Origin of the sequence: Nocardia nova NBRC 15556 (assembly GCF_001613005.1) — a bacterium.
GTDB lineage: Bacteria > Actinomycetota > Actinomycetes > Mycobacteriales > Mycobacteriaceae > Nocardia > Nocardia nova.
The window spans coordinates 63,091-69,304 of sequence record NZ_BDBN01000042.1 but is presented as its reverse complement, the minus strand read 5'-3'; the positions used below and the strand labels follow the sequence as shown (position 1 = coordinate 69,304).

General features: G+C 68.5%; 5 protein-coding genes. 3 read left to right on the top strand and 2 right to left on the bottom strand.

What is annotated here, in order from left to right:
* Together NN2_RS18305 and NN2_RS18300 are read right to left on the bottom strand one after the other, a co-directional pair.
* Positions 1-895 (bottom strand): D-alanine--D-alanine ligase family protein (locus NN2_RS18305; RefSeq protein ID WP_063015205.1); only part of this gene is annotated, 895 nt, incomplete at its 3' end.
* Positions 896-929: 34 nt separating this feature from the next.
* Positions 930-1,925 carry an NAD(P)H-dependent glycerol-3-phosphate dehydrogenase gene (locus tag NN2_RS18300; protein ID WP_063015204.1) on the bottom strand — a complete coding sequence of 332 codons (996 nt, stop codon included), beginning with the start codon at positions 1,923-1,925 and terminating at the stop codon, positions 930-932.
* Between the two features lie 112 nt (positions 1,926-2,037).
* Between NN2_RS18300 and cofC the strand changes: the two genes are divergently transcribed.
* From cofC to NN2_RS18285, 3 genes are all read left to right on the top strand, one after another.
* Complete coding sequence (gene cofC / locus NN2_RS18295) at positions 2,038-2,835, top strand: 2-phospho-L-lactate guanylyltransferase (RefSeq protein ID WP_063015194.1); 798 nt, start codon at positions 2,038-2,040, stop codon at positions 2,833-2,835.
* Between the two features lie 69 nt (positions 2,836-2,904).
* Positions 2,905-5,121 carry an RNA degradosome polyphosphate kinase gene (locus NN2_RS18290; RefSeq protein ID WP_063015193.1) on the top strand — a complete coding sequence of 739 codons (2,217 nt, stop codon included), beginning with the start codon at positions 2,905-2,907 and terminating at the stop codon, positions 5,119-5,121.
* Positions 5,122-5,267: 146 nt separating this feature from the next.
* Positions 5,268-6,167 carry an NUDIX hydrolase gene (locus NN2_RS18285; RefSeq protein WP_082857071.1) on the top strand — a complete coding sequence of 300 codons (900 nt, stop codon included), beginning with the start codon at positions 5,268-5,270 and terminating at the stop codon, positions 6,165-6,167.
* Positions 6,168-6,214: the final 47 nt, after the last annotated feature.

The window sequence follows — 6,214 nt, the reverse complement described above, 5'->3', positions numbered from 1 at the left end:
CCCGGATCTGTTGCGACATATCGTCGTCCAGCTTGGCCGGAATATCGAACTCGCACACGTCGTCGAGGTATTTGGTGTCGAAATCGTAGAATTGCGGTGTGCCGGAAGCGGTTTCGCTCTCGGAAACGTCGTCGCCCGGCATGCGGATCTCGGCGATCACACTGGCCTGCACCCGGCCGTCCGGGAATTCCAGTACGCCACACTCGACTTCGCGTCCGACGATGGCGGCTTCCACGATCACCTTCGGATCGTGCAGACGAGCCGCGGCGATCGCCGAATCGAGATCGATCCAGTCCTCGACCTTGGTGATGCCGATCGAGGAACCCCCGCGTGCGGGTTTGACGAACACCGGCAGGCCGAGCCGGTCCCGGTCGGCCTCGCTCACGGTGTCGGTGCCGGGGCGCAGCACCACCTGCGTGCCGACCGGAAGTCCTTCCGCGGCAAGCAGTTTCTTGGTGAACTCCTTGTCCATGCCGGTGGCGCTGGCCAGCACGCCGGGGCCGACGTAGGGCACCCCCGCCAGCTCCAGCAGCCCCTGCAGGGTGCCGTCCTCGCCCCACGGCCCGTGCAGCACCGGAAACACCACGTCGACCACGCCGAGCACCGCTTCGGCGCCGTCGAGCGCGACCAGGGCGCCCGAGCGGCTCGGATCGGCGGCCAGGGTCAGCACGGTGCCGGTCGAGTCCACCGTGGGCAGCGCGCGTTCGCGAATGGCGAGTGCGCGCGCATCGGCGCCGCTGAGCACCCAGGCGCCCTCGCGGGTGATGCCGATGGGCACCGCCTCGTAGCGTTCGGGATCCAGGTTGGTCAGCACCATGCCGGCCGAAACGCACGACACCGCGTGCTCGTTGCTGCGGCCACCGAACACCACCGCAACCCTGATCCGGTTTGTCATAGTCCGAACCGTACCCCGGCCGGACCGAAATCATTCATTCCGGTTTGATCCGCCGACCGAGTAATTGCCCGACGGCATCGGAAACCGCGAGCCCCTCGTGACAGACCTGGTGCACCGCGGTGGTCAGCGGCATCTCCACATGGTGGGTCTCGGCCAGCGCGCGGATCGAGGTGCACGACTTCACACCCTCCGCGACCTGCCCGTGCGTCGCGTCCTGCGCGGCCCGCATCGACCCGCCCGCGCCCAGCACATGGCCGAAGGACCGGTTGCGCGACAGCGGCGAAGTGCAGGTTGCCACCAGATCGCCGACGCCGGCCAGACCCGCGAACGTGACCGGATTCGCACCCAGGGCCACACCCAGTCGAATGATCTCGGCGAGCCCGCGGGTGATCAGACTGGCGACGGAGTTGTCGCCCAGTCCCATGCCCGCGGCGATCCCGCAGGCCAATGCGATCACGTTCTTGCACGCGCCGCCGATCTCGCAGCCGATCACATCGGTATTGGTGTAGGGCCGGAAATAGCCGGTGGCGCAGGAATGCTGCACCGCCTCCGCGCGTGCGGCGTCGGAGCAGGCGACCACGGAGGCGGCCGGCTGTTCGGCGGCGATCTCGCGGGCCAGGTTCGGGCCCGACAGCACCGCGATGCGCCCGGGATCCGCGCCGGTCACCTCCGCGACGACCTCGCTCATCCGCATCAGGGTTCCGGTCTCGATGCCCTTGGCCAGACTCAGCAGCGTCGCATCGGAGCGGATCGCCGCGCGCCAGTGCGCGAGATTGGGACGCAAGGACTGGGACGGAACCGCCAGCACGACGATGTCGGCGTCGTCGAGGGCCACCCGGTAGTCGTCGGTCGCCGCGATCCCGTCGAGCCACACGTCGGGCAGGTAGGCGGGATTGCGATGTTCGGTCGCCACGGCCTTCGCGATCTCGGACCGTCGCGCCCACATCGTGACCTCGGTACCCGCGTCGTTGAGCACTTTCGCGAATGCGGTACCCCAGGATCCCGCACCCATCACTGCCGCCCTCGTCATCGTTTCAATATGCCACTCGCCGCCGCGGGAGTATCCGGTACTCGGGGGTTCGCGTGTTCGATCGGTCACTGCTCGCAGCCTGCGACCACCCGGAACGTGCGACCATGAACGCATGCGTCCGGATGCCGTCCACGCCGTGATCGCGGTCAAGCACCTCGACCGAGCCAAGAGCCGACTCGCCGACCGATTGCCGGCCGGTGAACGCTCGCGGCTGGTGCTGGCCATGCTGTCGGATACGGTCGCCGCCGCCCTGGCCGCCGGACTGGGCTCGGTCACGGTGGTGACACCCGACCAGCGCGTCGCGACGGTCGTGCGCGAGCTCGGTGCGACGGTCCATCCGGACCCGTCCGCGCCGGCTCTCGCCGATACACCGGCGCCCGCCGATACCGCACGGCCGCTCGCGGACAGCGACGGCCTGAACACCGCGCTGGCCTCGGCCGCCGCCGCCGTGCGCGAGCGCCACGGGGCCGTCGATCTGCTTGCGCTGCAGGCCGATCTGCCGGCCGTGCACGCCGACGAATTGCGATCGATGCTCGCCGCCGCCCCCGGCAGCGGCCGCTCCGTGATCGTCGACCACACCGGCCGGGGCACCGCGGCCCTGCTCGTCCGCGCGGCGGGCCACACCCACGCGCCGGATTCGCTCGCACCGTCGGCGACGGCCGATTCCGCGCCCCTGATGCCCCGCTTCGGCGCAGATTCCGCGCGCCGCCACCGGGAATCGGGTGCGGTCGAGGTGGGCGGGCACTGGCCCGGTCTGCGCCTGGACGTCGACACCGCCGAGGATCTCGACCGCGCGCTGTCGCTCGGGGTCGGCACGGCCACCGCGGCGCTGGTGCGCGACATCGGCTGGCCGGTAGGTGTTCACGAGAACCTCATTCGGAGGTGTGCCGCACCGTCACATGTGTGCTAGATGATCGCCAGGCCGATGAGAGGCCGCACAACGGTGGTGTCGGGCGCGACACCACCCGAGCCGTAAGGAATGATCGTGAGCGTGAGCGAAACGGAGACCGTCCCGCAACAGCCCCGGCTACCGGCGGCCCCGCCGGCGGCCACGCCACCGCCCACCACGGCCGCCGCGGCACAGTTGCCCGCCGATCGCTACCTCAATAGAGAACTGAGCTGGCTGGATTTCAACGCCCGCGTGCTGGCCCTGGCCGAGGACCCCTCGGAACCGCTGCTGGAACGCGCCAAATTCCTGGCCATCTTCTCCTCGAATCTCGACGAGTTCTACATGGTGCGGGTGGCCGGCCTCAAACGCCGCGCCGAGGCCGGACTCTCGGTCCGCTCCGCCGACGGCCTGTCCCCCACCGAACAACTCACCCTCATCGCCGAGCGCACCCAGGAACTGGCCGGACGCCATGCGCGGGTCTTCCTCGACCAGGTGCGCCCGGCACTGGCCGACGAGGGTATCGCCATCATCGGCTGGGCCGATCTGGACGACGACGAACGCCGCCGCCTGTCCGGCTACTTCCTCGACCAGGTGTTCCCGGTGCTGACCCCGCTCGCCGTCGATCCCGCCCATCCCTTCCCCTACATCAGCGGCCTGAGTTTGAATCTGGCTGTCACGGTGAAGGATTCCGAGACCGGCGGTGAGCATTTCGCCCGTGTGAAGGTGCCCGACAACGTCGACCGCTTCGTCCGGGTGCGCCGCACCCTCAACGAAACCCCCGGCGCCCGCCGAGATTCCGACATCACCGCTGTCCCCCGGCTGGCCGCCTTCCTGCCGATGGAAGATCTGATCGCCGCCCACCTCGATCAGCTCTTCCCGGGAATGGAAGTGGTGGAACACCATTCGTTCCGCATCACCCGCAACGCCGACTTCGAGGTCGACGAGGACCGCGACGAGGATCTGCTGCAGGCCCTGGAACGGGAACTGGCCCGTCGCCGCTTCGGATCGCCGGTGCGCCTGGAAGTTTCCGACGATATGACCGAGCACATGCTCGAGTTGCTGCTGCGCGAACTCGACGTCGACCCCGGCGACGTGATCCAGGTGCCCGGTCTGCTCGACCTGTCGTGCCTGTGGCAGGTCTACGGCGTCGACCGGCCGCTGCTCAAGGACGCGCCCTACGTTCCGGCCACGCCGCCCGCGTTCGGCGAAAGAGAAACGCCGCGAAACGTTTTCGCCGCCCTGCGCGAGGGCGACGTGCTGGTGCATCACCCCTACGATTCGTTCTCCACCAGCGTGCAGCGTTTCATCGAGCAGGCGGCGGCCGATCCGCAGGTGCTGGCCATCAAGCAGACCCTCTACCGCACCTCTGGCGACTCTCCCATCGTCAACGCGCTCATCGACGCCGCCGAGGCCGGTAAACAGGTTGTCGCGCTGGTCGAGATCAAGGCCCGCTTCGACGAACAGGCCAACATCAAATGGGCACGCGCGCTGGAGCAGGCGGGCGTGCACGTGGTCTACGGCCTCATCGGCCTGAAGACGCACTGCAAGACCTGTCTGGTGGTGCGCCGTGAGGGTGCCACCATCCGCCGCTACTGCCATATCGGGACCGGCAACTACAACCCGAAGACCGCGCGGCTCTACGAGGACGTCGGACTCCTCACCGCGGCACCGGAGATCGGCGCCGACCTGACCGACCTGTTCAACTCGCTGACCGGCTATTCGCGAAAGGCCAACTACCGCAACCTGTTGGTCGCGCCGAGCAGCGTGCGCTCGGGCATCGTGGAGCGGATCCGCCGCGAGACCGAGCTGGCCGCCCAGGGCGTGCCGGCCCGTATTCGCCTCAAGGCCAACGCCATCGTCGACGAGCAGATCATCGACGCGCTCTATCGCGCGTCCCAGGCCGGGGTTCCGGTGCAGATCGTGGTGCGCGGCATCTGCGGGCTGCGGCCCGGTGTGCCCGGGATGAGCGACAACATCGAGGTGCGCTCGATTCTCGGCCGCTTCCTGGAACATTCGCGCATCCTGCATTTCCAGGCCCAGGACGAGTACTGGATCGGCAGTGCCGACATGATGCACCGCAATCTCGACCGGCGCGTGGAGGTCATGGCGCAGGTGAAGGATCCGAAGCTGCGCGAGCGGCTGGCGGTGGTGTTCGATTCCGCACTCGATCCCGCGACCCGGTGCTGGGTGCTGCAGCCCGACGGCAGCTGGGCGGCCCAGCCGAGCCCCGACGCCGACAGCCGCGGCGTGCAGGTGCGCGACCATCAGGAGTTCCTCATGCGACTGCGGAGGCCGGATCAGCAGTGAAATCCTCGGCGACACGAGATTTCGATCGGTCCCCGGACGACGGCGCCACCGCCCTCGATCGCCTCGGCGACACCGGCGGTTCGATCAGCTACGACGAGGTGGGTACAGGTGAGAGCGGCTCGGGCGACACCATCTCGGATCCGCGGGTGACCGCCAACATCATCGCCGCCGGCGCCGTGGTGTGGCGGCGGCCCCGCGACGGCGGACCGGTCGAGGTGGCCCTCGTACACCGGCCGAAATACGACGATTGGTCGCTGCCCAAAGGAAAGCTCGACCCGGGCGAAACCGCGATGGTCGCGGCCGTGCGCGAAGTGACCGAAGAAACCGGCCTGAACTGCCGTCTGGGGCGCTATCTCGGTCGGGTCACATATCCGGTGCCCGGACATCGCAAACTCAAGCGTGTCGACTATTGGGCGGCCACACCCGTCGGCGGCGAGTTCGTCACCAATTCCGAAGTCGACCAGCTGCGGTGGCACCGGGTGGACCGGGTGATGGACCAACTCTCCTACCCGATGGATCGCCGAATCATCCGCAATTTCCTGCGCCTGCCGCCCGACACCGCGACCCTGGTGCTGGTGCGGCATGCGAAAGCGGGCCGCCGCGACCGATTCACCGGTCCCGACGACCAACGGCCACTGGAAAAGGCCGGTCGCGCACAGGTCGAGGTGCTGACGCCGAATCTGCTCGCCTTCGGGCCGGGAGCGGTCCATTCGGCGCCTCCGCTGCGCTGTGTGCAGACCGTCGCGCCGGTCGCCGAGGCCCTCGGCCTCGATATCACCCCGGAGCCGCTGCTGTCGGAAAGCGGTTATGCCGCAGCACCGCAGGCCGGTGTGGACCGGCTGCGGGAACTGGTCTCGCCCGACATCGTTCCGCTCGTGTGCAGTCAGGGCAAGGTCATTCCGGATCTGCTGCAGCGCTGGGCGGACGACGACGGTCTCACCCTGCCGCCGGCCCGGAACCGCAAGGGCAGCGTCTGGGTGCTGTCGATCGCCGACGGACGGCTGGTCGCCGCCGATCATCTCGATCGGTCCCTGCGTACCCACTGAATCCGAGAAAACACGGTCGACCCGAAAACGCGTCGAACCCGAAAACG